The sequence below is a fragment of the Mesorhizobium sp. RCC_202 genome, assembly GCF_041355295.1.
Taxonomy (GTDB): Bacteria; Pseudomonadota; Alphaproteobacteria; order Rhizobiales; family Rhizobiaceae; genus Mesorhizobium.
Genome location: NZ_JBFUPO010000011.1, coordinates 174,735 through 198,723, shown reverse-complemented (window position 1 = coordinate 198,723; position 23,989 = coordinate 174,735). Strand labels below are relative to the sequence as shown.

General features: G+C 64.9%; 30 protein-coding genes. 9 read left to right on the top strand and 21 right to left on the bottom strand.

Annotated features, from left to right (window positions below; all coding sequences use genetic code 11):
• Nucleotides 1–85: 85 nt before the first annotated feature.
• From AB6802_RS24470 to AB6802_RS24455, 4 genes are all read right to left on the bottom strand, one after another.
• Nucleotides 86–682 (bottom strand): glutathione S-transferase family protein, encoded by a 597-nt coding sequence (locus AB6802_RS24470; protein WP_371012755.1) that lies wholly within the window; start codon nt 680–682, stop codon nt 86–88.
• Between the two features lie 107 nt (nt 683–789).
• Complete coding sequence (locus AB6802_RS24465; RefSeq protein WP_371012754.1) at nt 790–1,197, bottom strand: GNAT family N-acetyltransferase; 408 nt, start codon at nt 1,195–1,197, stop codon at nt 790–792.
• A 266-nt stretch (nt 1,198–1,463) separates the two neighbouring features.
• Nucleotides 1,464–1,826 carry a hypothetical protein gene (locus AB6802_RS24460; RefSeq protein WP_371012753.1) on the bottom strand — a complete coding sequence of 121 codons (363 nt, stop codon included), beginning with the start codon at nt 1,824–1,826 and terminating at the stop codon, nt 1,464–1,466.
• A 418-nt stretch (nt 1,827–2,244) separates the two neighbouring features.
• Nucleotides 2,245–2,781: a DinB family protein gene (locus AB6802_RS24455; RefSeq protein WP_371012752.1), complete on the bottom strand. Its 537-nt coding sequence runs from the start codon at nt 2,779–2,781 to the stop codon at nt 2,245–2,247.
• A gap of 156 nt (nt 2,782–2,937) precedes the next feature.
• On the opposite strand from AB6802_RS24455, the gene AB6802_RS24450 reads away from it, so the two are divergent.
• On the top strand, nt 2,938–3,525 hold the full coding sequence (locus AB6802_RS24450; RefSeq protein WP_371012765.1) for a TetR/AcrR family transcriptional regulator: 588 nt from the start codon (nt 2,938–2,940) through the stop codon (nt 3,523–3,525).
• A 35-nt stretch (nt 3,526–3,560) separates the two neighbouring features.
• On the opposite strand, the gene AB6802_RS24445 is transcribed toward AB6802_RS24450, so the two are convergent.
• From AB6802_RS24445 to AB6802_RS24435, 3 genes are read right to left on the bottom strand one after another with little or no spacing between them, the layout of a single operon-like run.
• Nucleotides 3,561–3,902, bottom strand: a complete 342-nt coding sequence (locus tag AB6802_RS24445) for a hypothetical protein (protein ID WP_371012751.1) — start codon at nt 3,900–3,902, stop codon at nt 3,561–3,563.
• Nucleotides 3,899–4,735, bottom strand: coding sequence for an EamA family transporter (locus AB6802_RS24440; RefSeq protein ID WP_371012750.1), 837 nt, complete (start codon nt 4,733–4,735; stop codon nt 3,899–3,901). The genes AB6802_RS24445 and AB6802_RS24440 overlap by 4 nt, the downstream gene beginning before the upstream one ends.
• Nucleotides 4,732–5,331 (bottom strand): TetR/AcrR family transcriptional regulator, encoded by a 600-nt coding sequence (locus tag AB6802_RS24435; protein ID WP_371012749.1) that lies wholly within the window; start codon nt 5,329–5,331, stop codon nt 4,732–4,734. The genes AB6802_RS24440 and AB6802_RS24435 overlap by 4 nt, the downstream gene beginning before the upstream one ends.
• Nucleotides 5,332–5,480: 149 nt before the next feature.
• Here AB6802_RS24435 and AB6802_RS24430 point away from each other — a divergent pair, with 149 nt between their 5' ends.
• Nucleotides 5,481–5,885, top strand: coding sequence for a YciI family protein (locus AB6802_RS24430; RefSeq protein ID WP_371012748.1), 405 nt, complete (start codon nt 5,481–5,483; stop codon nt 5,883–5,885).
• Entirely contained in the window at nt 5,882–7,141 is a 1,260-nt protein-coding gene (locus AB6802_RS24425) for an RNA polymerase sigma factor (protein WP_371012747.1), read from the top strand. Before AB6802_RS24430 ends, AB6802_RS24425 begins: the two co-directional genes overlap by 4 nt.
• A 204-nt stretch (nt 7,142–7,345) precedes the next feature.
• Here the strand turns inward: AB6802_RS24425 and AB6802_RS24420 are convergent, their stop codons facing one another.
• From AB6802_RS24420 to AB6802_RS24410, 3 genes are all read right to left on the bottom strand, one after another.
• On the bottom strand, nt 7,346–7,798 hold the full coding sequence (locus AB6802_RS24420) for a hypothetical protein (RefSeq protein ID WP_371012746.1): 453 nt from the start codon (nt 7,796–7,798) through the stop codon (nt 7,346–7,348).
• A gap of 111 nt (nt 7,799–7,909) precedes the next feature.
• Entirely contained in the window at nt 7,910–8,272 is a 363-nt protein-coding gene (locus tag AB6802_RS24415; protein WP_371012745.1) for a DoxX family protein, read from the bottom strand.
• A gap of 32 nt (nt 8,273–8,304) precedes the next feature.
• Entirely contained in the window at nt 8,305–8,727 is a 423-nt protein-coding gene (locus AB6802_RS24410) for a VOC family protein (RefSeq protein ID WP_371012744.1), read from the bottom strand.
• 166 nt (nt 8,728–8,893) lie between these two features.
• Here AB6802_RS24410 and AB6802_RS24405 point away from each other — a divergent pair, with 166 nt between their 5' ends.
• The gene (locus AB6802_RS24405) at nt 8,894–9,652 is read left to right on the top strand and encodes a helix-turn-helix domain-containing protein (RefSeq protein WP_371012743.1); all 759 of its coding nucleotides are present in this window, start codon (nt 8,894–8,896) and stop codon (nt 9,650–9,652) included.
• Nucleotides 9,653–9,671: 19 nt separating this feature from the next.
• Here the strand turns inward: AB6802_RS24405 and AB6802_RS24400 are convergent, their stop codons facing one another.
• The 3 genes from AB6802_RS24400 to AB6802_RS24390 are packed head-to-tail and all read right to left on the bottom strand — an operon-like array spanning nt 9,672 to nt 11,853.
• Nucleotides 9,672–10,517: a 23S rRNA (adenine(2030)-N(6))-methyltransferase RlmJ gene (locus tag AB6802_RS24400; RefSeq protein WP_371012742.1), complete on the bottom strand. Its 846-nt coding sequence runs from the start codon at nt 10,515–10,517 to the stop codon at nt 9,672–9,674.
• A 7-nt stretch (nt 10,518–10,524) separates the two neighbouring features.
• Nucleotides 10,525–11,148, bottom strand: coding sequence for a hypothetical protein (locus AB6802_RS24395; RefSeq protein WP_371012741.1), 624 nt, complete (start codon nt 11,146–11,148; stop codon nt 10,525–10,527).
• A gap of 33 nt (nt 11,149–11,181) precedes the next feature.
• Entirely contained in the window at nt 11,182–11,853 is a 672-nt protein-coding gene (locus AB6802_RS24390) for a TetR/AcrR family transcriptional regulator (RefSeq protein ID WP_371012740.1), read from the bottom strand.
• A gap of 85 nt (nt 11,854–11,938) precedes the next feature.
• On the opposite strand from AB6802_RS24390, the gene AB6802_RS24385 reads away from it, so the two are divergent.
• The 5 genes from AB6802_RS24385 to AB6802_RS24365 all read left to right on the top strand — a co-directional run bounded on the left by AB6802_RS24385 (nt 11,939) and on the right by AB6802_RS24365 (nt 17,116).
• Complete coding sequence (locus AB6802_RS24385; RefSeq protein WP_371012739.1) at nt 11,939–12,409, top strand: carboxymuconolactone decarboxylase family protein; 471 nt, start codon at nt 11,939–11,941, stop codon at nt 12,407–12,409.
• A gap of 173 nt (nt 12,410–12,582) precedes the next feature.
• Complete coding sequence (locus AB6802_RS24380) at nt 12,583–13,617, top strand: UDP-glucuronic acid decarboxylase family protein (RefSeq protein WP_371012738.1); 1,035 nt, start codon at nt 12,583–12,585, stop codon at nt 13,615–13,617.
• Between the two features lie 261 nt (nt 13,618–13,878).
• On the top strand, nt 13,879–14,796 hold the full coding sequence (locus tag AB6802_RS24375; protein WP_371012737.1) for a lysylphosphatidylglycerol synthase domain-containing protein: 918 nt from the start codon (nt 13,879–13,881) through the stop codon (nt 14,794–14,796).
• A 5-nt stretch (nt 14,797–14,801) separates the two neighbouring features.
• A complete protein-coding gene (locus AB6802_RS24370) occupies nt 14,802–15,878 on the top strand; it encodes a glycosyltransferase family 2 protein (RefSeq protein ID WP_371012736.1) in 1,077 nt (358 codons plus the stop codon).
• An 80-nt stretch (nt 15,879–15,958) separates the two neighbouring features.
• Nucleotides 15,959–17,116: a hypothetical protein gene (locus AB6802_RS24365; RefSeq protein WP_371012735.1), complete on the top strand. Its 1,158-nt coding sequence runs from the start codon at nt 15,959–15,961 to the stop codon at nt 17,114–17,116.
• A 6-nt stretch (nt 17,117–17,122) separates the two neighbouring features.
• On the opposite strand, the gene AB6802_RS24360 is transcribed toward AB6802_RS24365, so the two are convergent.
• The 8 genes from AB6802_RS24360 to AB6802_RS24325 form a co-directional block, all read right to left on the bottom strand.
• On the bottom strand, nt 17,123–17,428 hold the full coding sequence (locus AB6802_RS24360; RefSeq protein ID WP_371012734.1) for an addiction module antidote protein: 306 nt from the start codon (nt 17,426–17,428) through the stop codon (nt 17,123–17,125).
• Nucleotides 17,429–17,430: 2 nt separating this feature from the next.
• Nucleotides 17,431–17,649, bottom strand: coding sequence for a type II toxin-antitoxin system RelE/ParE family toxin (locus AB6802_RS24355; protein ID WP_371012733.1), 219 nt, complete (start codon nt 17,647–17,649; stop codon nt 17,431–17,433).
• 122 nt (nt 17,650–17,771) lie between these two features.
• Nucleotides 17,772–18,767, bottom strand: coding sequence for a Rieske 2Fe-2S domain-containing protein (locus AB6802_RS24350; protein WP_371012732.1), 996 nt, complete (start codon nt 18,765–18,767; stop codon nt 17,772–17,774).
• Nucleotides 18,764–19,912 carry a GNAT family N-acetyltransferase gene (locus AB6802_RS24345; protein ID WP_371012731.1) on the bottom strand — a complete coding sequence of 383 codons (1,149 nt, stop codon included), beginning with the start codon at nt 19,910–19,912 and terminating at the stop codon, nt 18,764–18,766. Before AB6802_RS24345 ends, AB6802_RS24350 begins: the two co-directional genes overlap by 4 nt.
• Entirely contained in the window at nt 19,909–21,165 is a 1,257-nt protein-coding gene (locus AB6802_RS24340; protein WP_371012730.1) for a F390 synthetase-related protein, read from the bottom strand. The genes AB6802_RS24345 and AB6802_RS24340 overlap by 4 nt, the downstream gene beginning before the upstream one ends.
• Nucleotides 21,162–21,989, bottom strand: a complete 828-nt coding sequence (locus AB6802_RS24335; RefSeq protein ID WP_371012729.1) for an MBL fold metallo-hydrolase — start codon at nt 21,987–21,989, stop codon at nt 21,162–21,164. Before AB6802_RS24335 ends, AB6802_RS24340 begins: the two co-directional genes overlap by 4 nt.
• Nucleotides 21,986–22,969, bottom strand: coding sequence for an NAD-dependent epimerase/dehydratase family protein (locus AB6802_RS24330; protein ID WP_371012728.1), 984 nt, complete (start codon nt 22,967–22,969; stop codon nt 21,986–21,988). The genes AB6802_RS24335 and AB6802_RS24330 overlap by 4 nt, the downstream gene beginning before the upstream one ends.
• A 2-nt stretch (nt 22,970–22,971) precedes the next feature.
• Complete coding sequence (locus tag AB6802_RS24325) at nt 22,972–23,961, bottom strand: 3-oxoacyl-[acyl-carrier-protein] synthase III C-terminal domain-containing protein (protein WP_371012727.1); 990 nt, start codon at nt 23,959–23,961, stop codon at nt 22,972–22,974.
• Between the last annotated feature and the right edge of the window lie 28 nt (nt 23,962–23,989).

Genomic DNA, 23,989 nt, shown 5'->3' with positions numbered 1-23,989 from the left:
CCGAATCATCTCCCCTTCATCCTTGCCGACGGAATCACCAACCCGCTTCCGTGCAAAGGCCTCACAAGGGGAGAAGGGAAAGCGTCTACCCCGGCACGCAGCCCTTCAATTCGGGAAACTTCTCGTCGAAGCGCGCGGCCCAGCGCACGAGCCGGCCGCGACCCTTTTCCCACTGGCCGGAAAAACGCAGCGCGAGATAGCCGAGGCAGGCGCGCAGCGCCATCTGGCCGGCGGTAATCTTCTTCGGCAGTTTCGGGGGATTGGCGTTGAGCAGGTCAAGTGCCGCGGTGATCTTGCTCCACTGCCGGTCGAGCCAGGGCTGATAGACAAAAGTCTCGGGCCGCGTGCGCCGCTCATAAACCATCGACAGCGCGCAGTCGCAGATGCCGTCGGCCAGCGCCTCCAGGACTTCGGCGTCGAGCCGCTTGTCGGAATTGCGCGGCAAGAGCGCGTTCTTCGACAGTCGGTTGAGATGTTGGGTAATAGCGCGGCTGTCGTGGACCGTGCGACCGTCGTCGAGCACCAGCACCGGGATCTTGCCGAGCGGATTGGCCGTGATCAGCTCGGCTGGCTTGTCCTCGGTCTTGACCGGCACGAGGTCAATGGCAATGCCGGCATAGGCGGCGGCCATGCGGACCTTCGAACTATAGGGAGAGGTGGAGGCGTAAAGCAGCTTGGGCATGATCGGTCCCTGGTTATTTGCCGACACTGTTGACCGATCCCGACCGGCGAGACAACGGCCAGCGCCGCGAAAACTTGCCGCCAGCCGGATGGCCGAATGCGTTGCGGCTATTTCAGAGACCGCTCCATGATCACGGTTCGCTCGTCGCCATGGTAGCTGTCGCGGATCGCGCGGAAGCCTAGCCTGGCATAGAATGGCTCGGCGGTGACCGACGACGGCACGGTCAGCGTCGCGACGCCATCCGCCCGCGCCGCCTGCTCGACTGCCGACATCAGACGCCTGCCGACGCCATGGCCCTGGAACGGGGGATCGACAAACATGGATCGAACGGTGTCGCCATCCAGGCTGGCGGTGCCGACGAGCGTTTCGCCGATGACGGCGACGAAGACCTTGCGCTTCCTGAAGAACTCGAGCATCGCCGGCGGGCTGAAACTTTGCTCGACACGGGCGATGATGTCGGGCGCGTAGTCCCTGGCATTGGTCTCCCGCAAGGCGGCGATGATGACGCGGCTCACCACGTCCGCATCCTTGTCGGTTGCCCGACGAATTGTCAGCGCCAAACTCATCGCAACACCGGAACAGGCGATCGTCGCTGCGAGCTTTGCCGGAGCAGACTCGTCACGGCAACAAAAAAGCTCCCGGAAGTTTGCCGGGATGGCAAAATTCCGGAAGCTTCAGGAGCGTGCGCTCCAACTTCGCCCGTTGTCATGCCGAACTGGCGAGAGGGGCACCGACGGCGCCCACCCTCACCTGTCGCAGCCAACGGAACGAGGCTACGCGATTACTTCTTGGCGGCCGGCTTCTTTGCCGGAGCTGCCTTCTTCACTGCAGCCGGTGCCTTGGCGGCGGCGGCTTTCATCGGAGCCTTGGCGGCGGGCTTGGCCGCAGCCTTGGCGGCCGGCTTCTTGGCGGCGGGCTTGGCCGCTGCCTTGGCCGCAGGCTTCGCCGCTGCCTTGACGGCTGGCTTGGCTGCTGCCTTCGCTACCGGCTTCTTGGCCGCCGGCTTTGCTGCTGCCTTGGCCGGAGCCTTGGCGGCTGCCTTCGGTGCCGCTGCCTTCTTCACTGCAGGTTTCGCGGCAGCCTTAGCTGCCGGCTTCTTTGCCGGCGCTTTCGCCGCCGGCGCCTTGGTTGTCGTCTTTGCCATGCGATGCCCCTTGCGTTTTGCCTAAGGTCGTGAGTGACCCGGCGTGTTCATGCATATCTGACTCGCGACTGTCTAGCCAGCGAAGCAACACAATGATTTTCAGTTATTGAATTTTGGTTACTCGAGACGCACGATGATGCATGTCGTCGCAAAATTGTGAGCAAATCTGTCACTTTCCAAGTGGCGGCCTGAAGGAGAGATTTTCCGGCATCTTCTATCGCCGGATCATCCATCCGGAAGCCAGCAGATCTTGATAAGAGAATGTGAGCTATGCACTCGCAATAGACAATTGCCCCATCAACACCAGTTTGATCTTGTCCAGTGACAATATCTGCAGGTGAACCGACCCAAGCCTGAGATGTCACCGCAACGAAAGCTTGGGGTTGTAAAGTGAGCTCTATGCTCACATTCTTGGGCTTCAGACTATGGCCTGCGCGGCCTCGCGCGCACCGGCTAGGCGACGCGCCGGTTCCGACCTGTGGAGATGGACGGCATAAGTGTCCCAGGGCGGCGAGACCAGGATGGCGGCCAGCACGCGGCCGATCTCGCCGCGATGATAGCTGCCATGCAGGACGACATGGGTCAGCATCTCCTGCCTGGTCAAGCATCCCCGGTCGCCATCGGTGAAGGTGAAGGCGACGGGCTCCGCAAGCTCTTGTTCCGAAACGGTTTCGAGATAGTCGAGGTACCAGCGGTCGGTGGCAGTCATCGCGCTGCGCAGCGCGGCCGGCGCCGGCGTCTCCTCGGTGTTATCGCTCGCATAGCCATGGGCGACGCCGGCGAGGTGCGCGGCGAAGATGCGCGACACGACATGGATGTGGTTCATCAGCCGGATCGACGCGTGACGCTGCTGCGCGTTGCTCGACGGATCGAGACCTTCGAGCTTCTCCAGGAATTCGTCATTCGCCCATGCCTGATAGACAAGCAGGCTTTTCAGCAAGATCTTGGCGCTCATCTGCGGTCTCCGTTTGCGGTGTCGGTCCAGGCTATTGCGGGCGCAAAGCCGCGCCGCTTTTCCTGCAATTGCATTGAAATCGAATGTGAGTATCCTGTTTATATTCTCGGGGAACCGGCCAGGATGTCTACTCGCATTGCAAAGCTAGCTCCGCGCATGCGCAAGGCGCCGCGCCAGGCGCGTTCAATCGCTACCGTCGAGGCGATCATCGAAGCCGGTGCTCGCGTTCTGAGCGAGCTCGGCTGGGCGGGCTTCAGCACCAACAAAGTGGCCGAGGCCGCGGGTGTAAGCATCGGCTCGCTCTATCAGTACTTCCCTGACAAGCTCGCTTTGGTCGAGGCGATTCGGCGTCGCCACTTCGATCAGGTGCTGTCGGTGATTCGCGAGGCAGCGGCGGATCGCAAGCCGCTCAGGCAGTTCGCGCGCGAGTTGGTGCGCGGCATGATCGCGGCGCACTCGATCCACCCGACGCTGCACCAGGTGCTGCTCGACGAGGCGCCTGGCGACCGCGGCTCACGCGCCGCGCATGCCTCGTTCCAGGCGCGCTACCTCGAACATTACACGGCGGCGGTGGCGCAGTATCGCAGACGCCTCAAGGACACCGAGACGATGGCGCGCGTGCTGTCCTCGGCGATCGAGGGCGTGATCCACAATGCGGCGCGCCGCGACATGCTCGAAGCGCCGGATCTGCAGAAGCAACTCGTCGAGCTGATCTCGGCCTATCTGTCCCCCGCGACGCGCTGACTGTCGGAAGCTGGCGCCGGCGTTGCTGTCGTCGTTCAGGATCGTCGCGACAAGAACAGAGCGATCGCCGCTGCCGCCGCGCCGAACAGGCAGGTGCCGCTCCAGCCCCATGCCGAATAGGCAAGGCCGGCGATGCCGGAGCCGCAAGCGCCGCCCAAAATCATCGTCGCCATGAAGATCGTGTTCAGCCGGCTGCGAGCTGTCGGATCAAGCGTATGAATGCGGGTCTGATTGGCGACTTGCGAGGACTGCGCGGCGAGATCGAGCAGCAGCACGCCGATGATCATCGCCGCCAGAACAAGGCAAGCAAAGCCCTTGCCGATCCCGGCATGTTGCCGGTTTTGCCGTCCAGTTCGGTGTCCATGCCTGGTGCTCACGCCTGGTAGCCGAGGCAGATGGCGCCAAGCGCGACGACGGCGCAGGCGCCTATGCGTCTTGGCGTCAACTGCTCGCCGAGAAAGAACCGGCCGATAAAAGCAGCAAAGATGACGCTGGTTTCGCGGATGGCGGTGATCGGGCCGGCGGGACCGAGCGCGAAGGCCGCGACGACCGCGCCATAGGCCACAAGCGCGAAGAGACCGCCGCCAAGCGCACGCCGCGTCTCCGGCGCGCGCCAGTCGACGGCGAGACGGCCGCGCAAGGCGATGAAGGTGGCGGGCAGCAAGGCGCCGTAGATGAGCAGCACCCAGGCGGCATAGGCGCCGCTGCTGCCGGCCGCGCGCACGCCGATGGCATCCACGGTGGCGTAGGCCGCGATGATCGCGCCAGTCGCCAGCGCATAGAGGATCGATGTCGTGGAGGCCCGGCCCCTGCCCAGCGACAGGCCGATGATGCCGCAAGCGACCAACGCGACGCCGACGATCTCGGGCATCGTGAGTTGCTGGCCCGCCAGCGCAAAGCTGCCAAGCGCGACCAGCAGCGGCACGCTGCCGCGCACGATCGGATAGACCTGCCCCAGTTCGCCATGGCGATAGGCGGCGACCAGGAAGACGCTGTAGCCGACCTGAAGCACGGCCGAGAGCACGACATAAGGCCATGCGGCGCTGGCCGGCAAATCATGGAACAGCGCCAGCGGAATCGCCAGCGCGGTGCTGGAGAAGCTCATGATCGTGACGGTCCACAACCTATCGGCGCCGGTGCGCAGGAAAGCATTCCAGCCGGCATGCAGGATGGCCGCGAACAGCGCGAGGCCGACGACCGTGGCGTTCATTGTAGGTTGCTCGCGCCGGGCAGGCAGCCCGCGCCGGCCAGGATTGCGGCGGCAGCCTTGCGGGCATTGCCGATGGCGGCGTCCACTTCGCCCATCTGCGCCATCAGCGTGGCGCCCTCGATCAGCATCAGCAGCGCGGTGGCGGCGTCTTGCGCCTGCGCGCGCGGCATTGCGCCCTCGAGGATCGCCTGCATGCGCAGCCTCAAGCCGTTCTTCTGCCGCGACACCGCCTGGAACACCGGGTGGCCGGGATCGCCGAATTCGGCCAGGGCATGGGCGAACAGGCAGCCGTGGAAGTCGGAATCGCGAAACCAGCGCTCGTGCCAGTCGAGGATCGTCGCGATCTTCTGCCGTGGCGTCGCCTCTTCGGCCATCAGACGGTCGAGCTGGCGTTCGAAACGGCGGGCGCGATGCTGAAGCACCGCGACGATCAACTCCTCCTTCGCCGGAAAATGGCGATACATCGTCATCTTGGCGATGTCGGCCTCGGCGATGATGCGGTCGACGCCGGTGGCATGGAAGCCATTGCGCTTGAACAGCGCATAGGCGGTATCGACGACATGCTGGCGCTTGGCCGAAGACGATGAAGGCGTCACGACGTCACCGTGTGATGAGACAGGTCTGTCTCTTTTCTAGCTTTGGCTTAGCTCCGTGTCAATTCGAACTTAATTTTTCGCGGCGCTGTCGATTCAGCCGACGCCTGTTCGTCGTATCATCGCAACCAACCAACCGAAGGAACCCACCGATGCGCTTCATGATGCTGATGATCCCCGGCGGCTACGCGACCGCCACCCCCGATACCAGACCGGGCGCCGAGGCGGTCCAATCGATGATGAAATACAATGAGGAGCTGAAGCGGGCCGGCGTGCTGCTGGCGCTCGACGGGCTGCATCCGCCGTCCTCCGGCGCGCGGGTCAGCTTCAAGGATGGCAAGCCGACTGTCACCGACGGCCCCTTCGCCGAAGTCAAGGAAGTGCTTGGCGGCTACTGGGTGATCGACGTGCGCTCGCGCGAGGAGGCCGTCGAATGGGCGCGCCGTTGCCCGGCCGGCGAAAATGACGTCATCGAGGTCCGCCAGGTGTTCGAGATGAGCGATTTTCCCGCGGACGTCCAGAAGGTGGTCGACGGCTTCGGTGGGCTCAAGGATTGACGACCACCGCAACCCTCGAGGCGGTCTGGCGGATCGAGCACCCGAAACTCGCCGCCAGGCTGACGCGCACCCTGCGCGATGTCGGTCTCGCCGAGGAGGTGGTGCAGGATGCCTTCCTGGTGGCACTGGAATGTTGGCCCCGGGATGGCGTCCCGGACAATCCGGCGGCCTGGCTGACGCGCGTCGCCACCAATCGGGCGCTCGACCGGCTGCGCCGCACCGTGCGGATCGACGGCAGACACCAGCAGCTTGCGTTCGACCTAGCCGAACTGGAACGCCGGATGCCCGACATCGAGGCGGCGCTCGACGAGGACATCGACGACGATCTGCTGCGTCTGATGTTCACCGCTTGCCATCCGGTGCTGCCGGCCGAGCAGCGCGCGGCGCTGGCGCTGCGCATGCTGGGCGGCCTGTCGACGCCCGAGATCGCCCGAGCCTTCCTGGTGCCGGAGGCCACCGTCGCCCAGCGCATCGTGCGCGCCAAGCGCGCGCTGCGCGACGCCGATATCCCGTTCGAGACGCCGCGCGGCGAGGAACGAGCCAACCGCCTCGGCGCCGTGCTGGAGGTGATCTATCTGATCTTCAACGAAGGCTATGTCGCTTCCTCCGGACCGGACTGGCTGCGCGCGGATCTGAGCAACGAGGCCATGCGCCTCGGCCGCCTGCTTGCATCGCTGATGCCTGACGAACCGGAAGCGCTCGGGCTGCTTAGCCTGATGGAGCTCAACGCATCGCGCTTTGCCGCCCGCATCGACAAAACCGGCAATCCGATCCTGTTGCTCGACCAGGATCGTGGCCGCTGGGACTGGTCGCTGATCCGGCGCGGCCTCGATGGGCTTAACCGCGCCATGACGCTCGCTCCGACACCCGGCCCCTTCCAACTGCAGGCGATGATCGCCGCCTGCCACGCCCGTGCGGCAAGTGCCGCCGAGACCGACTGGATCGCTATTGCCGCCTACTACCAGGCGCTGGCTTTGGCCGCACCCTCACCCATCGTCGAGGTCAACCGCGCGGTTGCCGTCGGCATGGCGTTCGGCGCGGCGCAGGGCCTGGCAATCGCCGACGCGCTGCGCGACGAGCCGCGTTTGAAGGAGACGCATCTGTTGCCGACCGTGCGCGGTGAGATGCTGGAGCGGCTCGGGCGGCTGGAAGAAGCCCGCGCGGAGTTTCGCCGCGCCGCGGAGTTGACCGGCAATGAGAGGGAGCGCGCGTTGCTGCTGGCGCGTGCCGGTGAAGCAAGTTCAGGAAAACGATGATAGGTCGGCGGGACAGCGCCCCCCTGCCCTGCCGGGCATCTCCCCCACGAGGGGGGAGATCGGATGGCGCACCGGCTTTCGCCAATCTCCAGCGTTGCAGAATGAGCGGGGCGCCGAAACTGCTAATCTCCCCCCTTGTGGGGGAGATGTCCGGCAGGACAGAGGGGGGCGCCGTAGAGCGCCTGCCTCAACTGTCTATCGCAATTACCTCAGCACGCGGCAGCGGCCATTATAGACCAGCCAGCGGTCGAAGCCGGAGACGCAGAATTCGACATTGTCGCCGATCGAGGCAAAGCCCTGGCCTTCTTCGATCAGGTAGAAGATCGAGCGGTCGCGGCCGTCTGACAGATTGACGGTGGCGCGGCAATAGTGGCGGCCGATCGGCCATTCGTCGCTCGACGGCTCATAGCGATGCTGACGGATGTTGCGGAAATCGGTGATCGCGACATCCGGCAAATGCGGCACGTGATGCACCTGATAGGAGAAGCGGTCGGTGATCTTGCTCAGCACCCAGCTTTCGCCGCAGACGCTGCCGTCGTCCTGGGTGTAGGTGGACAAATCGGCGGCCTGCGCAGCCTGGGTGAGACCCAGCGGCGCGGCAAACGGAGTGGACAACGCAATCAGCGCGGCAAGAGCGGAATGGGCGAAGCGAGTCATGACAGCCTCTCAAGGTCGGTTGTGCGCACTGTGCGGATTCGCTTGGCGGCGGTCAAGCGGGTGCGAAAACAATGGTTTCTGACACACTTCGTTCCAGGTGCCGCCAGCTAACTACGCAGCCCCAGCCAGCAGCAGTCCGCCGATGACGGCGAAGTTGATGAGGAACGCATTGCGCTGCACCTGCCGCTCCGGCTCCTCGGCCGACCAGAACCGTAGCAGCGTGATATTGGTCGCCAGCGTGAAGACGACCAGCGCGCCGGCTGCAACGGGAAATGCGAAGCCAAACATCAGCATCAGCCCTGCGACGATCTCAATCGCCGAACCGGCGGCAAGCATCAGGGCCGGAGCTGCAAATCCCCGGCTCGCCAGATAGTCGCGCATCGCCTTGAATTTCACGAAATGCTCAATGCCGGCAAAGACGAACACACCGCCGAGAAGAAGAGCGCCAAGCGCCTGGATGAGTTGAACATGCATGACGGCCTCCTTTCGACGACTTGTGTTTTCGCTCAGTCCTCGGGGACGAAAGCGGAATTGTAGACGACTTCCCAGAGGTGATCGTCGGGATCCTGGAAGTAGCCGGCATAGCCGCCCCAGAAGGTCTTTTGCGCCGGCTTGACCACGCGGGCGCCGGCCTTGACGGCTTGCGCCATCACCGCGTCGACCTCGGCCTCGCTGCCGACATTGTGGCCGATGGTCAATTCGGTCGGGCTGCGGCCGCTTTGCGGCACCGTGGCATCCCAGGCGATGTTGGCGCGCTCGTAGATGGCGAACTTCATGCCGCCGGCGAGATCGAAGAAGGCGACGGCGCCATGCTCGAATTCGCGGCCGATAATGCCTTCGGTCGGCAGGCCAAGGCCATCGCGGTAGAACTTCAAGGATGCTTCCAGATCATCGACGCCAAGCGTCAGCACAGTGATGCGCGCTTTCATTTCTCTCACTCCATTCTATATTCATGACCACGTCCGAGACCGGATGCGGCTTTCCGTGCTCCAGCAGACTGCATCCTTTTTGCCACGGCGGCGGCGTCCGGCATTGAAGATTTCGGCCAAAATGGCCGATCGTTGGCCCGGAATGCCGAAACTGATCGGAGATGAGATGGAAGCGGTCCTGGCGCAGAGCACAGGCTTCTTCAGGGAAAGGCCGGCGGCGGCCGGCCTGGCTGGCGTCTTTTCCGCTGTCTGGGTGCATCGCATGGAAGAGCGGGATGTGCCGCCCATCGTGATCACCCCCGACGCGACCATCGACCTGCAATGGATCGACGGCCGCTTCCGGGTCGCCGGTCCCGACAAGGAGCCACAGATCGAGCGGCCCGCCGCTGGCGCCACCATCATCGGCTTTCGCTTCCGGCCCGGCGCTGCCGCCGGCTGGCTCGGCGTGCCGGCCATCGAGATCGTCGGCGGGCGGTTCGCGCTCAAAGACTTGTGGGGCACCCGCAGCCGCGCACTGTCGGACCGCATCAAGGTCACGCCCGACCTCACCGACACGGTGCGGCAACTGGAAGAGACGATCGGCCTGCACACGCACGGACGCGCGGCGCTCGACCCGCAGATGGCTCGAGCCTTCGCGGCCATGGACGACGGCCTGCCGCCGGAGACGCTGCTGGTTCCCTTCCTGCTTGGCCGTCTTGCCATGAGCGAGCGCACGCTGCGCCGGCGTTTCGAGGATGCCTTCGGCTACGGCCCGAAAACCCTCGAGCGCATCCTGCGCTTCCATCGCTTCCGGCGCCTGCAAAGAGCGGGCGGCGCCTCGACAGCCCTGCTGGCGATCGAGGCCGGCTATGCCGACCAGGCGCATCTGATCCGCGAAAGCCGCAGGCTCTCCGGCCTGACGCCAACGGCGCTGCCGCATAGTTGAGACTTCCGCAGTCTCCGCCCTATTCCCCGGTCAGCCAATCCATTGTCCAGCGTGAGGGCCCCACGGCAAGCAGCTTGTGCAGCGCCGGCAGCATCACCCGCAATTCCGCTTCCAGCGTATAAGGCGGATTGACCACCACCAGCCCGCTGCCGTCGAGGCTGGGCTCGTTGGAAATCGGGCGGATGTCGAAGGCGACGTCGAGGATTTTGGGAATACCCGCGTCTGTCAGCGCCGTGCGGAAGGCGTTCACCGCCTTGCGGTCCTTGATCGGATACCAGAGCGCATAGATGCCGCCCGGCCAGCGCCGATATGCCTTTTGGAGGCCGTCGACGAGGCGCGAGAACTCGCCCTGCTCCTCGAATGGCGGGTCGATAAGCACGAGGCCGCGTTTTTCCTTCGGCGGCAGATGCGCGCCGAGCGCCAACCAGCCGTCGAGCTCGATCACCCTTGCCTGGAAATCATCGGCGAGCACCGATTTCAGTTGCCCGGCATCCTTGGGATGCAATTCGATCGCCGTCAGCCGATCCTGGTTGCGCAGCAGATGACGCACGATCAACGGCGAGCCGGGATAGCGCCGGAGATTTCCATCCGGGTTCAGCGCCCGCACCGCCTCCAGATAGGGCTCAAGCAGTGCCGCTGCTTTCGCTTCGAGCTTGGCCTCGAACACGCGGCCGATGCCACCCTGCCACTCGCCTGTCTTGCCGGCCTCGACAGAGGCCAGATTGTAGCGGCCGATCCCGGCATGGGTGTCGATGACGCGAAAAGCCTTGTCCTTCTGCTTCAGATAGTCGACCAGGCGGGCAAGCACGGCGTGCTTGACGACATCGGCGAAATTGCCGGCGTGATAGGCGTGACGGTAGTTCATGCAGCCCTCATTTGGCTGAGCCGTTGCGGCCCCAGCGCGGCGGTGGCGGCTGCGAGTTGGGGTTCTGCGGGTGGCTGCCGCCGCGGCCGAATACGAGCGAAAGCACGAACCCGACCAAGCCGATGCCCATGAGCGCATAGCCCGCCAGCCGCACCCTTTCGTCGACCGAACCGGCGCCGGCGCGCAGGATCAGGTCGACGGCTCGCATGTCGATGCCGTCGGCATCGCCCGGGCCGACGATGAAGAGGTACGGGCCAGGCGTGACGGTCTCGATCACGCCGGCCTCATCGCGAAAGATCTTGTCGGGCAGTTGCGGGCTGACCTGGCGTGGATTGTCGGTGTGGTTGAAGGACAAGGTCGAGGCCACCACGGTGCGCCCGCCGCCCGCCGCCGTCAGTGTCAGCAGCGTGCGCTGCTGGCCGGCGATGCGCTCGGCCCTCGCTGTGAGATCGACCAGCACGCGCACCGGCGCATCGCCAGTGGTAAGCTGCACCGTCACCGGCTTGAAGCGACCACCCTGATACACGCGGTAGGTGCCGATCGGATGACCTGAGAAATTGCTCATCGCCCAGGGATAGAAAATGCCGAGGGCGGCGCCGGCGATGAGGAGTAGAACGGAGAGGAAGCGCATCCAGAGCCTTGGTTTTTCGGGGCGGGACTGCCGCTATTTTTCCGTGGTTTCGTTTCGGGCAGCTTCGCGGACCCGTTCCATCTCGTCCAGAAACATTTCCAGGCCAAGCTCGAAAGTCTTGTCGAAGCCGCCGGTACCGAAATAGGCGCCGGCTTTCATGACGCTCGGATAGTCGCGCGCCAGTTCCTCGCTGCTGACAGTGGTGACGGCCGAAGGCCCCTTGGCGTAACCGGCCGTCTCGTCGAGGATCGCGCCCATCAGATAGTAGCCGGCGGCGCGGAACAGGCGGGCGCTGAGCTCAGGCCCGAAGCCGCCATCCTCGAACAGGCCGATAATGGCGTTGAGCTTGGCGAGGCAGGGCGGCGAATTCATGCGATAGACGACGATGAACGGCGCGAAGGCCGGATGCTCGGTCGCGACGCGGCGGAACTCCTGCATGCCGATGCGAGCCCGCTCGCGCCAGGGCAGGCTGTCGTCGGGGATAACCAGCCCGCTCATCTGCCGATCGACCAGCGCCTCGTAGAGATGCGCCTGCGAGGGGAAGTGGTGGTAGATGCTCATCGCCTCGCAGCCGAGCTGGGCTGCGAGTTTGCGCATCGAAAAGCCCGACAGCCCTTCCCGCTCGATGACCTCGAAGGCGGCGTCCTCGATAAGTTCACGGGACAGTTTTCCGCGAGTTCGCTTTTTTTTGATCGATGAATCCATGGCGCCGCTTGACAACTTACACTGTAAGGTTCATTTTCGCGCATACCTTACATCGTAAGGCAAACAAAAACCAGAGGAGAGCTTCATGTCAGTCATTCGCGCATTCCACATCGTGCATACCTGCCTTCGTTCCGCCTCGCTGATTGCCGCCGCCGGCATGCTCACAGCCACGCTGGCTTCCACCGCCAAGGCCGACGACTATGACGCGGCCCTCAAGGACATCCAAGCGACGATGGGCGGCGTGCCCAGCTTCGTGAAGCAATTCCCGAAGTCCGGTCTGCCCGGCGCCTGGGCCGAGGTCAAGGCCATCGAACTTAGCGACAAGACGGCTCTGCCGCCCAAGGTCAAGTCGCTGATCTCACTGGCGGTCGCGGCGCAAATCCCCTGCAGCTACTGCATCTGGTCGGACACCGAGAACGCAAAGCGCGCCGGCGCCACCGACGAGGAAATCCAGGAAGCGGTCGCCATGGCCGCGCTGACGCGCCACTGGAGCACTGTCTTCAACGGCATGCAGGTCGATTTCGACACCTTCAAGAAGGAAATGGGCGGGCAGTGAGGCCGGAACGCCGCGGCAAAGTGAGCAATGGCCCGCGTGAGGCGGGCCATTGCTTTTTGGAAAAATCCCGAAGCCGCGTCGACAATGGCCGTTTGCGATAGCCGCGAGAACCGTTAGGGTTCGGCTGTCGAACAGGCGCTTGTGAGATCAGGTGCCTTGCGTGAAAGGCAGACATGAGCGGAGGCTCCGAGATTATCGGGTCGGGCAAAGAGCACGGCCGCAAGGGCAGCCGCGCGCTTGTCACCGGCGGAGCCGGCTTCCTCGGCACACATCTGTGCGAAAGGCTCCTGCTCGACGGCTATGAGGTCATCGCACTCGACAATTTTCACACCGGCCGAATAGACAATCTGGTCGGCATTGCCGAAAATCCTGCCTTCAGTTGCGTAAGGCACGACATCGTCGAGGCACTGCCCCGGGATTTCGCTATCGACGCGATCTATAATTTTGCCTGTCCCGCCTCACCCGCGCATTACCAGGCCGATCCGATCCACACCTTCAAAACCAGCGTGCTCGGCTCGCTGAACCTGCTTGAGCTCGCGCGGCACTACAAGGCCAGGATTTTCCAGGCCTCGACCTCCGAGATCTATGGCGATCCCCTCGTCCATCCGCAGCCCGAGAGCTATTTCGGCAATGTCAGCACGCATGGGCCGCGCGCCTGCTACGATGAAGGCAAGCGCGCGGCTGAGACGCTGTTCTTCGAATATGCGCGGACCCATGGCCTCGATGTCCGTGTCGCGCGCATCTTCAATACCTACGGTCCGCGCATGCAGTTGGACGATGGGCGCGTGGTGTCGAACTTCATCATCCAGGCGCTACGCGGTGATGACATCACCGTCTATGGCAGCGGCAGGCAGACCCGCTCGTTCTGCTATGTCGACGACCTGATCGAAGGCTGCGTCCGGTTGATGGACGTTTCGCCGGCGCCAAGCCATCCGGTCAATCTCGGCAATCCAGCCGAGGTCACCGTCATCGAGCTGGCCGAGCTGATCATCGACTTCACCAATGCGCGCTCGCGGATCGTGCATAAGCCGCTGCCGCCGGACGATCCGCGCCAGCGCAAGCCCGACATTTCCTTTGCCCGGCAGCATCTTGGCTGGGAGCCCCAGATTGCCTTGCGCGAAGGCGTCGCGCGCACGGCGGCCTATCTCGAAGGCTTGTTGGCAGCCGAAAGCCATGCCGGCAGCGCCAGGACGGCAATCGCTTCGTGACGCGGCTCGCATTGGCGCCGATAAGCTGCGGCCTGGCCATTTGCGACGGCCGTTTCCATCTTGAAGCTGCGGCAAACCAAGCTTGTGGATTCGTGGAAGCCGCTGGTCTATAGGATCAGCCGCCGTGACGGAGCATGGCCCAATCGGGTGCACGCGCTTCACGCAAATGGCCTTGGCCTGTTGGTTCAAGCAAGGCCGCTACCCAAGGCGACGCGCTCACGAAATCCATCGGATGCGAGTGCGGCGCCATCGGAGATCTGATTGAAGCGAGCGATATCTATAATCGTCACTCTGGCGCTGCTGGCATGGCTGGTCAGCGACTCGCGCTGGAAGATGGTCGGCGATGCCTTCGCCAGCATCACGCCTGGCGCCTTCGCGGCGGTAACAGTGGCGCTGTTCGTCACCTATGTGCTGAGAGCTCTGCGCGTCTGCGACGAGTTCCGCGACGACATCAACGGCCGCTTCGGCGCCACGCTGCGCGTCATCCTGATCCACAACGCCATGATCAATGTGGTGCCGTTCCGCGGCGGCGAGACCGCCTTCCCGATCCTGTTGCGCCAGGTGTTCGGCATTTCGATCGTGCGCTCCAGCGCCTCGCTGTTGTGGTTCCGGCTGCAAGACGCCTTCGTCGTCGGCGTGCTTGCCTGCCTGGTGTGGCCGGGCCTGCATCCGGCAATCCGGGCCGCCGGCATCGCGGCGCTGGTCGCCGCCGCCTGGTACCTGCCACGGTGGGCGCGCGCGCCGCATGACTGGAGCGGACGCGGCAAGATCGTGTCGAAGCTTGGGCGTCTGCGTGACATCTTCACCGAGGCCACAGGGCGCTCCCGCTACGGCTGGTGGTGGACGGTGGCCAATTGGACGCTGAAGCTTGCGGTGCAGGGCTGGCTGCTCGCCATGCTGCTCCACACCTCCCTCCAGACCGCCTTCCCGGGCGCCGTCGGCGCGGAGGCCGCCGCCATCCTGCCGGTGCAGGGCGTCGCCGGCTTCGGCACCTATGAGGCGGGCGCGGCCGCGGCATTGCTTTATTCCGGTATCGCCATGAAGGAGGGCCTGCAGGCAGCTTTGGCGCTCCACCTCTTCATCTTCTGCTCGGCTGTCGCCACCGGGGCGATCGCCTGGCTGTTCCCCTCCAAATCGACGCTGCCGGAAACACCGGCGGCGGGACCGGCAAAGAAATGACCGCCATGAACGTGCTTCCCATTCCCGCATCGGGACTGCCCGAGGGCGCCGTCATGCCCGAGCACAAACTGTCCATCGTCATCCCGATGTACAACGAGGCCGACAATGTCGAGCCGCTGCTGGTGCGCATCCACCAGGCGATGGAAAACTACAGCCAGCCCTGGGAAGTGGTGCTGGTCGACGACGGCAGCACGGACGCAACGCCGGCCGAAATCCGCCGGCTCGCGGTCCAGTACGGGGCGCATGTGCATGGCGTTGAGCTGGTGCGCAACTATAAGCAGACCGCCGCCATGCAGGCAGGCCTCGACGCGGCGCGCGGCGATGTCATCGCCACGCTCGACGGCGACCTGCAGAACGACCCGTTCGACATTCCGCGCATGGTCTATCGGCTGCTGACCGAGGATCTCGACCTCGTCGCCGGCTGGCGCAAGAACCGCCAGGAGGGGTTTTGGATGCGCCGCCTGCCGTCGCGCATCGCCAACCGGCTTATCGCGCGCGTCACCGGCGTGCGGCTCAACGATTATGGCTGCAGCCTGAAAGTGTTCCGCGGCAGCGTCATCCGCAGCGTGCGGCTCTACGGCGAGATGCACCGCTTCATCCCGGCATGGCTGGCGACGGTGACGACGCCGCGCCGGATCTCGGAGGAGGTGGTGACGCACCACGCGCGCATCCACGGCCAGTCGAAATATGGGATCTCGCGTACCTTCCGCGTCGTGCTCGACCTCGTCTTCATGTTCTTCTTCATGCGCTACCGCACCAGGCCAGGGCATTTCTTCGGCGGCATCGGCATCGTGCTCGGCGTGCTCGGCTCGCTGATCCTGGCCTATCTGTTCGCGATCAAGGTTTTCTGGGGTCAGGACATCGGCACCAGGCCGATGCTGATCACCGGCTTCTTCCTGGTGATTGCCGGACTGCAGGCGGTGACATCAGGTGTGCTCGCCGAAATGCTGTCGCGCATCTATCTCGAGTCCAACGGCGCGCTCGCCTATGTGGCGCGGCCGCAGCCGGCGCATGGCGCGGGCGATGGCTGGCACTGGCCGGATAGACCTGTGATCGAAAAGCCGAAATCGCGCCGGAAGTAGCCCGGCCTGCTCGGCATCGTTGCCAACGGCATTGATTTCGCGCAACGGTTTTTCGCGACGGGAGCGACCGCGAACGACCAATGCCGGGGGCTGACAGAACCATCCTCATCACAGGCGCGCGTGCGCCGGTGGCATTGCATCTGGCGCGGCTGCTGCACGGCGCCGGCGCCCGCGTGGTTCTGGCCGACACGCCGGCACGGCCGATCGCCGCCGCCAGCAAGGCCTGCGCGCGCTACCATCGGCTGCCGCCGCCGCGTTTCGCGCCGCAAGAATATGCCGAGGCGGTCGAGGCGCTGATCCGCGCGGAAGGCATCGAGCTCACCATCCCGACCTGCGAGGAAGTGTTTTATCTCGCGCTGGCCTGGCGCGGCCGAACGATGCCGGCGCGATTGTTCGCGCCCGACATCGATTTGCTGGCCGAGGTTCACAACAAGCACAGCTTCATCCGGCTTGCCGAGCGGCTGGGCGCGGCGGTGCCGGAAACGACGCTGCTCAGCGCGCGTGGCGACGTTGAGGCAGTGCGCGGCAGCTCACGCGGCCTAGTTTTCAAGCCGGCCTGGTCGCGCTTCGCCAGCCAAGTGCTGCTCAAGCCACAGCCTGAGGCGCTTGACGCGATCGCCCCCTCGCCCGCCATGCCCTGGGTGGCGCAGCGTTTCATCGAAGGCGAGGAGATCAGCGCCTATGCGGTGGCGCGCGACGGCAAGCTCAAGGCGCTGGCGCTCTATCGCTCGCGCTATCGCGCCGGCAAAGGCGCCGGCATCTTCTTCGAACGAGTGGAGGACGATGCCGCGCGTGCACTGGTCGAGCGCATCGTCGCCGGCACCGCATGGACCGGGCAGATCTCCTTCGACTTGATGCGCGAGGCAAGCGGCCGCGTGCTGCCGCTCGAATGCAATCCACGCGCGGTGAGCGGCCTGCATTTCTTCCGCGATCCGGCGCGGTTTGCCGATGCCGTGCTTGCCGATGGCGCCGAGGTCAGGCCGGACGTGGTCATGCCGCAAACGGTGCGGCTCGCGATGTGGATCTATGGGTTGCCGGCGGCCTTGCGCTCGGGCGAGCTCGGTGAGTTCCGAAAGGCGATGCTCGAGGGCGAGGAGTTATTGGATTGGCCGGGCGATAGTGGACCCGTGAAGGCGCAATGGCGGGCGTTTGCCGAGATCGCGGGCGTAGCGCTGCGCCAGCGCATCAGCCTGCAGGCAGCGTCGACGCGCGACATCGAGTGGAACGGGCCGGACTGAACTGCTTCACGCCCCGAGCGAACCGGGGCCGATAGGCTTTACGTCGAGCTGCAGACCCAACGCCTTGGTGACGCCCAGTAGCGTGCTGAGGCGCGGGTCGCCCTTCTCGCTCAAAGCTTTGTAAAGCGCCTCGCGCGTGACGCCGGCCTCCTTCGCGACTGCTGTCATGCCTATGGAACGTGCTACGTCGCCCAGAGTGTGGGTGATGAGCGCAGGGTCACCATCCTCGAAGGCGGCCTCTATATAGGCCAGGCGATCTTCCGGAGTTTTCAGATGATCGAGGATGTCGAAGCGTGTGGTTTCGAGAGGCATCGTCATATTTCCTTTGCCATCTGTTTCGCTTTGGCGATGTCGCGCCTTTGACTGGATTTATCACCACCGCAGAGCAGGATGATCACCGCATTCCCAACTTTCACGAAGTAGAGACGGTAACCTGGGCCGTGGTCGATCCGAAGTTCGCCGATGCCATCGAAGTATTTGACATCACCGATGTTGCCTATTTCGACCCGACGGATGCGGGCAACGATACGCAAGCGAGCCGCTGTATCGCGAAGTCCGTCCAAACCAACCGGTGAAATCGGCAGTCTGCCGGACCTCGATCATGCGTGAACTATAATTCACGGAGGTGCTCAAATCAAGGCATGTGAACTATAATTCACAACTCGATCTGATGCACCCTCGGCTCACCCGCCGCAGGCGGCATCTTCCCCTCCATGATCGCCGCAATGTCGCGGCGCAGGAAGTCGAGCGGGCCGATCACCGGCAGGGCGTGTGGCGCAAACCGCGAATTGTCACTCGCCGACTTCAGCACGCGCCGGTCCTGCTGTAGCGCTATGTTGAACAGCGGCTTGAAGGCAAATGCCTTGAGCTCGCCGAGCAGGCCCTGGCGGCGGCCGATCAGCCAGCCGACGCCTTCGACGGTATGCACATCCGCCTGGCGCAAATGAAAGGTGGTGGCCAAAACCAGCCCGTCCTTGCCCCAATATTCGAGCTCGGCGATGCCGGGGTGGCGGAAGCGGCCGATGGTCTTGGTGCGCTCGCCCTCCAGCAGCCGGCTGATCACCCCCTGCTGGCGATCCTCGCCGGTGTAGCAGGCTTCGACCCAGCCCTCGCCGCCCGTCACCTCGACCCGCACCAGATGGCGCTTCGCACTCAAGCCGCGCAGCAGGCCTTTGTGCGTGAAATGGGTGTGGGTGGCGTCGAGGATGTTTTCGGCCGCATCGATCACCGTCGACTGCGTCGATGAGCGCACCCGCCGCACGATGATGTCCTTGCCCTGCATGCAGTGCAGATAGGGTTCGCCCTGCGGCGTGCCGGAGGAGATGAAGACGACGCCGTCGCGCTCGATTGCGGCATAACGGCGGACGCGGTAATGCGGCATGTCGCCGACATGGCCGGGAATGACGGTGCAACGGCCTTCGCCGTCATAGCGCCAGCCATGATAGGGACATTCGATCTCGCCGCCGACGACCTTGCCGGTCGACAATTCCACCAGCCGATGCGGGCAGCGGTCGAACAGCGCGGCAATGCCTTGCACGGAGCGGAACAGAACCACGGGCTGGCCGTCAAACAGGATGCGTTTCGGCCGCTTGCCGATATCGGCCGACAGCGCCACGGCCTGCCAGACATCTTTCCTGTGGTCCCCGTTCACAGCTCGAACCTTTTCAACAAAGGGATGCCGACCAGCTCCAGCACGGTCTCCATGACCCGGATCGCCATGCGCCGGCGCAGCGGCAGATGCCCGGCATAGACGGCATTGTATTCGATCGCGGGAACCGCGCCGCGCCGGCGTTTGAAGTCGGCGGCGCCCGCGCTCATGTTGAAGAACAGGCCGCGCGCCGTGGCATGATCCTGCGCCAGCGCCATCGCCATGCGATAGAGCCCCTCGCCGACCGGCCGGCTCGTATCGTATCCGACGATCGGCTGGGTCAGCGTGCCGCCATTTTCGAACAGGCCGGTAACAGTGACCAGCTCGCCGCCGGGACGGCGCAGGCCGGCAAGGCTGACGATGCCGCGCCGGTGCATTTCGGCGATATAGCGGGCGGTATAATGCGGATTGAGCGGCGTATATTTGTCGAGATAGAGCATGGTGTAGAGGGTTTCGGCGCGCGCGTAATCGGCCTCGGTGAAATCACCGTTGCCGACCCGCACGAAGGATGTTGCGCGCAGTTGCTTGCGGTCACGCTTCATACCGTTGGTCATGGCGGGTGCGGCGCTGCGGTCGGCGAAGATGTAGATCTGGCGTGCCGCCAGCATACGGAAGCCTTCGGCTTTCAAAGCGGCGATGGTCGCCGGATCGGCGATCTCGTTCAGCGAGCGGATGACGATGGCGCGGTCTGGAAAGCGCGTGATCAGCGACGAGCGAAGTGCTGCGACGGTCTGCCGGTCTAATAGTGGTACCGGATTGGTCGAGTAAAGCCAGTTGTTGACCTGTACCTGATGGTCGAGGCCGCTTGTCCGCACCAGTGGCGCGCAGGCGCCGATCAGCGCCTTGAGCGCGCGCCGCAAAGGCGGGTTGGCGGCGAAGTTGCGCGTCTCGTCTACGGCGTAGTCGATATAGGCGCTGGATGGACAGCAGATATAGCAATTCGGTGCTTCGGAGGCATCGTTGAACGTCAGCGGGAAAGTTCGCCCGGCGACCTCGAAGATCTCGACTCTCGTCGTCAGATTGGCAACAAGATCTTCCACCGGTATCTCGTTGAAAAGGCTTACAAACGCCTCGACCGTGGCTTGCTTGTTTTCAACGCGGTCAGCCTGTTGCGCGGGTTGCTCCATGATGGCCACCGCGCCCCTCATTGCACCTGCTCCAGCCGGTATTCGACGCGGCGTAGCTTGCGGCCTGTTTCCAGCGGCAATGGCGCACGGACGAGCGCGACGGTGGCCGTCGCCTGTCGCGCTTCCAGCAGTGATCGCACGGCATCGCGCGCAGCGGTCGCCGCGTCGTCGGCGAGGGACGGCGCAAGCTTGAGCTCGACCGCGTCCGGCCCGGTCTGGACGAGACGGAAATCGTCGATGCGGCGGTCGGCCTTGAGCACGGCGTTGCGCAGCACATCCGGCGTGACGAAGATCGGCCCGTTCGCCGAGGCGAGCCGGAAGACGTCGTCCATGCGGCCAACGATCTCGTCGACGCAGCGCAAGGCCGAGCCGCATTTGCAGGGCTGCTGCGAAAGCCGCAGCAAGTCGTTCATCCGGTAGCGCGCCATGATCTGCGTCTGGCGGCGAAACGCGGTGACCAGTGGCGTCACCAGCCCCTCGCCCGCCGGTTCGAATTCGAAGAAGACGGAGTCTTCGGCAAGATGCAGCCCGCCGCGACGACAGGTCACCGCGAACAGGCCTTCGGTCGCCATGTAGATCTGGTCGAGCGGCAGCCGGAAGAAGTTCTCGATGACCGGCCGATCGACCGGGTCGAGCGTCTCGGCGGCGCTAAAGACGCGCTTCGGCTGGAGTCGGAAGCGCTCGGCCGCGACATGGCGCAGGATTTTTGGCGGCGCGATGATCACCGTCGGATCGAAGGCTTCGAGCGCGCCGCACCAACTCTCCGGCCCGCGCGTCAGGTCGAAGAAAGCGAGCTTGACCAGCCGCGATTTGCGGGCGCTGTCGTAGAGCGCGGTGTTCTGCGGCAGGATGATTGCGACGCGCATGCCGCGCCACAGGAGATCGGGCGCTGCCTTGGCCAGGATCGTTCCGAGCCAACGGTACTTTTCCGCTTCGGAAATGACGAACAGGCCGCGATTGCCGGAGGTGCCGGTGCTGGCGCCGACCGTCATCCCACCGATGCGACCACCGCCGTCCAGGGCCGCCCAGGCCTTTGCTGCGGTGAGACCGTGGACATTGAAATCCGCGAAACGCGCCATCACCAGCGCCTTGTCAGTGACCGGCAAATCGCTGAGGCGCGTCGGCGCTTCGCCGTAAAACGGCGCGCGCGGCAGGTCGCGGTCGAGAAAGCGGCGTAAGGCGGTAGCCTGCCAGCGCTCGAAATCCGCCCGGCTCTTGCGCGACACCCAACGCGTCAGGGCGAAGGAGCCGACCGCTTCCGCCAGGCCGTTCATCCGGCCACCGCGGGCGCAAGATCATGGGCTGTCATAGCAGGATCGTGGCAGAGCATCACTTCGCCGCCAGAGGCCATGAAGCGGCGCAGCATGGCGCTGGTCGGCTCGATCGCCCCGGGATCCTCGGCGATCAGCGTCGCCGGGAAACCGGGCGTGCGGTTTTCGGACAAAGCCCGGAGCAGCCATTGCACGTCGACGGCGTAGAGCAGCGGCCGCAGTTCACCCGCAAAGAGCAGGCCGAACTGGCCATCGGCATGTCCCGGCAGATCGACGGCGAGCACGCTGCCGTCGCCGAAGAGATCAGCGCCGCCGGGAATGGCGCCACGAGGCTCGATACGCGGCTTGGTGGATAATCCATCGAGCCGGGCCTCGAAGTCGGCGGGAAAGAGTTCGGTGAAGATGCCGTGGCGCAGATTCTGGCGCGACGTGCGCGCCTTGACGCGCGCCCAGGCGGCGTCGCTGGCGATGAAGCGCGCATTGCGAAACAGCGACAGGCCGGAAATGTGATCGGCGTGGAAATGCGTGACGATGACGGCGTGGATGTCATCGGGCGACAGGCCGAAGCGCTTCAACACCGGCAGCACCTGCTCGGCGGCGTTGAGCTCGGGTTTCAAGAGCGCGCCGTAGAGGCGCAACATCCGGCCGCGGCCCGCGCCCGTCAGCGCCTCCGGCGTATAGCCGGTGTCGACCAGAACCGGACCTGCAGTGGGGTGAAAGATCAATCCGTAGCGGACGCGCAGCCGCACGCTTTGCCAACCGCCGCCGCGCAGGATGAGCCGCTCGGCGGCACTCACCCAGGCGCTGTTGGCAAAGACGATCTTCATGCCGGCCCGCTCCCAGCAAAAGTGCGATCAAGCCCTTGTTCGAACGCGATTTTCGGCACCCAACCGAGCACGCGTTTGGTCTTGGAAAGATCGAGGCTTTGCGCATAGGCGAAGAGACCGAGCCCATAGCGGGTGACCGGCGGCTCGGGTCGGCCGGGCAGCCTGATCGCCAGCGCTTCCATCAGGCCTGCCGCCAGCATCGCCGGCACGAGCGGCATCGGCCGCCAGCGCGGTTTGAGGCCGGCGCGGCCGCAGGCTTCGTCGGCGATGCGGCGCACCGGCAGCATCTCGCCGCCCGACACGTTGAAGATTTGCCCCTCGGCCTCCATGGGCGCGGCAAGAGCCGCGATCACCGCATCCACGACATCGTCGACATAGGTGAGGTCGATGGCCGCCCGGCCGCCGCGAAACACCGGCAGCGGACGGCTTGCCGCCGCCTTGATCAGGCGCGGCAGCAGCGCGCGGTCGCCGGCGCCGTAGATGCCGCGCGGCCGCAGCACGACGGGATGGATTTCGGGCGCGCCGAGCACGATCGTCTCCGCCTGGCGCTTGGTGCGGGCATAGTGGTTGACCGGCTCCGGAAGCGCGGCGTCCTCGGTCAGGCCAAGCTGGTCGCGAAAGGCAAAGCATACCGACGGGCTGGAGATGTGGACGAAGCGGTCGACGCCTTGCCGCTTGGCAAAACCAACGAGGTTTTGCGTCGCCGTGACATTGGCCGCCACGAAATCCTGTAGCCGTCCGAAAGGCGACGAGAGCGCGGCGCAGTGGATGATCTTGTCCACCTTGCCGAGCCGCGGATCGGTCGTCGTATCGAACGGCCGCGACAGGTCGTGGCGTATCACGGCATGGCCGGCCCGCTCCAGGGCTCGGCAGCATTCGGCGTCGCGGCCGACGCCGATCGCCCGCGTGCCCATCACCGCCAGCCACTCGAGGATGTGGGAGCCGAGAAAGCCGGTGGCGCCGGTGACGAGCACGGTCATCGTCAGATTTCCACCGCCATGCCGCCGAAGGAAACACCGGCCGAGGTGCCCAGAAGAAGCAGCTTCATGCCTGCCGCGACACGACCGTCGCGGCGCGCCACATCGAGCGCGAAAGGGATTGAGGCGGCGATCTGGTTGCCGAAACGGGCGGCAATGTCGACCAGCTTTTCTCGCGCGAAGCCGGTCTGGCGCGCCATATGCGCCAGCGCGAACGGGCTTGCCTGATGCGGCACGACGAGATCGACATCCTCCTGCCGCCAGCCGGCGCGCTGCAGCAGCGCATCGACAAAGCCGTTGAAATGGCGCGAGGTCAGGCGGAACAGTTCCTTGCCGTCCATATGGAACAGGCTGTGGCCGGCGAAGGCCTCCGGCTCGTTGCGGAAATCGAAACGCGTGCCGCCCGAACCGATGCCGCAGGCTTCCCAGGCGGATGGGTAAGTGCGCATCAGGCTTGCGGCGACCTTGCCCTCGCCGGGTTCGGCCCGGCGCAGCACCGCCGCGGCCGCGCCATCGCCGAAGAGGGCGGCGACCTCCGGCGCGTCCTGCCATGGCAGCGCGCGCGAGGCGATCTCCGAGGAGAACACCAGCGCCGTCTCGCATTGCCCAGCCTCGATCATGCGGCCGGCGGTCTCGAAGGCGGTCAGGAAGCCGAGGCAGGTGCTATTGACGTCGAAGGCGGCGGCGGAGCCGTCGGCAAGGCCAAGACGCTGCATGACCAGCGGCGCGGTTGCCGGCAAAGGCTGGTACGGCACGCCGCAGCCGCCGATGATCAGATCAACGGCCCTGGCCTCGATCCCTGCGTCCTCAAGCGCCAGATGCGCGGCGGCGCAGGCAAGATCGATCTGCGATTCGGCCACGCAGACATAGCGTTCGACGACGCCGGTGGCGGTTTCGAGCGCACCCTGGCAGAGACCCAGCCGCTCCTCCAGCGCACGTGTCGTCACACGCTCAGCCGGCACCGCCCTGCCGGTTCCGACGATCCTGATCCGCATCCTCACCCCGTTGCGCGAGCTCGGCCCT

Bases quoted from the DNA above. Each gene is read 5' to 3' on its own strand.
- AB6802_RS24470 (WP_371012755.1), bottom strand. From the start codon at position 682: ATGCCCAAGCTGCTTTACGCCTCCACCTCTCCCTATAGTTCGAAGGTC.
- AB6802_RS24460 (WP_371012753.1), bottom strand. From the start codon at position 1,826: ATGGCAAAGACGACAACCAAGGCGCCGGCGGCGAAAGCGCCGGCAAAG.
- AB6802_RS24455 (WP_371012752.1), bottom strand. From the start codon at position 2,781: ATGAGCGCCAAGATCTTGCTGAAAAGCCTGCTTGTCTATCAGGCATGG.
- AB6802_RS24450 (WP_371012765.1), top strand. From the start codon at position 2,938: ATGCGCAAGGCGCCGCGCCAGGCGCGTTCAATCGCTACCGTCGAGGCG.
- AB6802_RS24440 (WP_371012750.1), bottom strand. From the start codon at position 4,735: ATGAACGCCACGGTCGTCGGCCTCGCGCTGTTCGCGGCCATCCTGCAT.
- AB6802_RS24430 (WP_371012748.1), top strand. From the start codon at position 5,481: ATGCGCTTCATGATGCTGATGATCCCCGGCGGCTACGCGACCGCCACC.
- AB6802_RS24420 (WP_371012746.1), bottom strand. From the start codon at position 7,798: ATGACTCGCTTCGCCCATTCCGCTCTTGCCGCGCTGATTGCGTTGTCC.
- AB6802_RS24415 (WP_371012745.1), bottom strand. From the start codon at position 8,272: ATGCATGTTCAACTCATCCAGGCGCTTGGCGCTCTTCTTCTCGGCGGT.
- AB6802_RS24410 (WP_371012744.1), bottom strand. From the start codon at position 8,727: ATGAAAGCGCGCATCACTGTGCTGACGCTTGGCGTCGATGATCTGGAA.
- AB6802_RS24405 (WP_371012743.1), top strand. From the start codon at position 8,894: ATGGAAGCGGTCCTGGCGCAGAGCACAGGCTTCTTCAGGGAAAGGCCG.
- AB6802_RS24400 (WP_371012742.1), bottom strand. From the start codon at position 10,517: ATGAACTACCGTCACGCCTATCACGCCGGCAATTTCGCCGATGTCGTC.
- AB6802_RS24395 (WP_371012741.1), bottom strand. From the start codon at position 11,148: ATGCGCTTCCTCTCCGTTCTACTCCTCATCGCCGGCGCCGCCCTCGGC.
- AB6802_RS24390 (WP_371012740.1), bottom strand. From the start codon at position 11,853: ATGGATTCATCGATCAAAAAAAAGCGAACTCGCGGAAAACTGTCCCGT.
- AB6802_RS24385 (WP_371012739.1), top strand. From the start codon at position 11,939: ATGTCAGTCATTCGCGCATTCCACATCGTGCATACCTGCCTTCGTTCC.
- AB6802_RS24380 (WP_371012738.1), top strand. From the start codon at position 12,583: ATGAGCGGAGGCTCCGAGATTATCGGGTCGGGCAAAGAGCACGGCCGC.
- AB6802_RS24370 (WP_371012736.1), top strand. From the start codon at position 14,802: ATGAACGTGCTTCCCATTCCCGCATCGGGACTGCCCGAGGGCGCCGTC.
- AB6802_RS24365 (WP_371012735.1), top strand. From the start codon at position 15,959: ATGCCGGGGGCTGACAGAACCATCCTCATCACAGGCGCGCGTGCGCCG.
- AB6802_RS24360 (WP_371012734.1), bottom strand. From the start codon at position 17,428: ATGCCTCTCGAAACCACACGCTTCGACATCCTCGATCATCTGAAAACT.
- AB6802_RS24345 (WP_371012731.1), bottom strand. From the start codon at position 19,912: ATGAGGGGCGCGGTGGCCATCATGGAGCAACCCGCGCAACAGGCTGAC.
- AB6802_RS24340 (WP_371012730.1), bottom strand. From the start codon at position 21,165: ATGAACGGCCTGGCGGAAGCGGTCGGCTCCTTCGCCCTGACGCGTTGG.
- AB6802_RS24335 (WP_371012729.1), bottom strand. From the start codon at position 21,989: ATGAAGATCGTCTTTGCCAACAGCGCCTGGGTGAGTGCCGCCGAGCGG.
- AB6802_RS24330 (WP_371012728.1), bottom strand. From the start codon at position 22,969: ATGACCGTGCTCGTCACCGGCGCCACCGGCTTTCTCGGCTCCCACATC.
- AB6802_RS24325 (WP_371012727.1), bottom strand. From the start codon at position 23,961: ATGCGGATCAGGATCGTCGGAACCGGCAGGGCGGTGCCGGCTGAGCGT.